The organism is Bacillus sp. SG-1 (assembly GCF_000181495.1).
Lineage (GTDB): Bacteria > Bacillota > Bacilli > Bacillales > Bacillaceae_B > Rossellomorea.
Genome location: NZ_ABCF01000140.1, coordinates 1 through 2,162, shown reverse-complemented (window position 1 = coordinate 2,162; position 2,162 = coordinate 1). Strand labels below are relative to the sequence as shown.

General features: G+C 41.0%; 4 protein-coding genes. 1 reads left to right on the top strand and 3 read right to left on the bottom strand.

Features of this window, described 5'->3' with window-relative positions; all coding sequences use genetic code 11:
* Positions 1–126: 126 nt before the first annotated feature.
* The 3 genes from BSG1_RS19135 to BSG1_RS19125 form a co-directional block, all read right to left on the bottom strand.
* Positions 127–1,092: a hypothetical protein gene (locus BSG1_RS19135; protein ID WP_006838887.1), complete on the bottom strand. Its 966-nt coding sequence runs from the start codon at positions 1,090–1,092 to the stop codon at positions 127–129.
* Between the two features lie 77 nt (positions 1,093–1,169).
* Complete coding sequence (locus tag BSG1_RS19130) at positions 1,170–1,349, bottom strand: hypothetical protein (RefSeq protein ID WP_006838886.1); 180 nt, start codon at positions 1,347–1,349, stop codon at positions 1,170–1,172.
* Positions 1,342–1,902: an RNA polymerase sigma factor gene (locus tag BSG1_RS19125; RefSeq protein WP_006838885.1), complete on the bottom strand. Its 561-nt coding sequence runs from the start codon at positions 1,900–1,902 to the stop codon at positions 1,342–1,344. Before BSG1_RS19125 ends, BSG1_RS19130 begins: the two co-directional genes overlap by 8 nt.
* Before the next feature lie 162 nt (positions 1,903–2,064).
* On the opposite strand from BSG1_RS19125, the gene BSG1_RS21020 reads away from it, so the two are divergent.
* Positions 2,065–2,162, top strand: a 98-nt coding sequence (locus BSG1_RS21020) for a hypothetical protein (protein WP_006838884.1), incomplete at its 3' end; no start/stop codon positions are given.

The window sequence follows — 2,162 nt, the reverse complement described above, 5'->3', positions numbered from 1 at the left end:
TTTTTACGCAATTATAGATTATATCACAGTTGGCAAGCATACGCAAAATTTCTCTAGTCTCATTAGGTAGTTTTCCCTTTTTTCTCCTGATAAAACATGCTTCATGAGAGAATTTCATTCCTATTCTTAAAGTTCATATTCAATGTGGAATTCATCCCATCCCTCGGGTTTTGTAAACTGATTTTCCTTCAGCTTGTTATAATAAGGCTCCATCCTTTTCACGGTTTGGGATTCCGGATATTTCTCCATCAGCTTTTCATAAGATTCTCTGATTTCAGCCTTTAAGATTCCTTCTTCATCAAAAAGAGATTGAGCGGAAGAGCCTTTGATATACGCCCTGAACAGGTTGGTGTATTCCAATTTAAACTCCCGGAGAAATTCGGAGTCCTCCGGCAGGTTCTCCATCGCCCTCTCGTAAATCAGAAGATCTCCTCCCGCCCTGGTCCAATTTGTCGTGATCACGCCAGCTTCGAGGCTTCCTGGAAAGCTCTTTAGCCTGAGCACATCCATGTATACTTCAGGAAGTTCAGAAGAAGTGAGCATCACGGACATCACATCCGTACCCGCAAGGAAGCCTTTATCTGATTCTGAATATTTCAAGGAAATCCCATTGGCAATTGCTCCTTCAACAAGAGCTACCAGTTCATCGGAATACTTATCCCTCTGCAGTAATATTTCACGGGCTTCCAGCTGGCCATCATATAGATCCCCTCTCCATTCATCCCGGTATTTTTCCAATTCTGCTTCATAAATCGGCAGGAGGTCTCCGTGTGTATCTATATAATCTTTTACCCATTGACTTGCTTCTTCCTCTTCAAGCTTTTTCCCTGTGAGCCCGCCTATCATTTGCTGTGGTGTTTTTAGAATGTTATCCAGTTCTTCATTGATCCTTGTGGAAAGGTCCGTCACCTCCACTTTCCCGCTCTCAATTAACTGGATGATATAAGAAACGGACTTCTTTGCGTCAGATCCCATATCAGTCTGTCGGAATGCTTCTTCTGACAATCCGAGGCTTCCCATCGCTTGAATGCGTCTGACGTTATAATGGCTCTCAATTTCATTGATAACTTTTGATTTTTGCTGGGCCGTCATTTCCACATCAGGCTGTTGGGCATTTTGGGTGCCGCCTCCTTCTTGCCCTGTAAACTGCAGGAGGAGTACTGAAGAAATTAAGAGAACACCAAAGATGCTTGCAGCGTAAGACCAATGAATGAACTTTCTCTTCTGTTTTTCGGACTTCGTTCGTTTTCTATCGCATTTATCACCTCGGAAACCTCCGTCTTGACAGGCATCCGCTCATAACTTTTATTAAGTGTTTCCATACGTTTTTCAAACATTTTATCATCCATGGTTTTCCCCCTCCTTCTTTTCAGCTTCGACCAACGCCTTTTTAAGCAGATTCTTTCCACGCAGCAGCCTTGTTTTAACAGTTGAAGGATTCAAAGACAGGATGTCCTGGATCTCTTCATATTTCTTGTCATGAAAGTAGTGCAGTATGATTGGAATACGGTATTTCTCATCAAGCTTTTGTATGCATTCATGAAGCAGCTTGTCTTCCTCTTCTCGGAATATAGTTACTTCCGGCATAGTTAGATCAGCCCCAAAAGTCTCTTTGGACAATTTTTCTGTTTTCATAAGCTGGCGGTTTTCCTTCCTCTTAAAATCCCTTGTCACATTAAGCGTGATTTTATATAGCCAGGTAGTAAACTTGGAATGGGAAAACTGGTGTAAAAACCGATAAACCCTTATAAAAACTTCTTGAGAAATGTCTTGTACATCACTTCCGGAAGCACCCAACTGAAAAGCAAAGCGCTCCACGACCGGAGAATACACTCTGACCAGCTCACTGTAAGCTGTTAAATTCCCTTTTTGAGCTTCTACTATGAAATAATCATTTTCCATAATTCATCCTCCTTTCCGTATATTTGTAGTTATGTAACGTCGGTTTTCCAAAAATTGTTTCATTTTTTAAATAAATCAATCTGATTATTTCAAATCATCTATACACTGGCTAAAAATCATAGTAAGATGGTGAAATCATCTTGAGAAAGGAGTTAATTCATAGTGAAAAAAAATGATCAATGGTCATCAAAGATCGGTTTCATCCTCGCTGCAGCCGGCTCCGCCATCGGACTCGGTGCGATATGGAAATTTCCTTATAT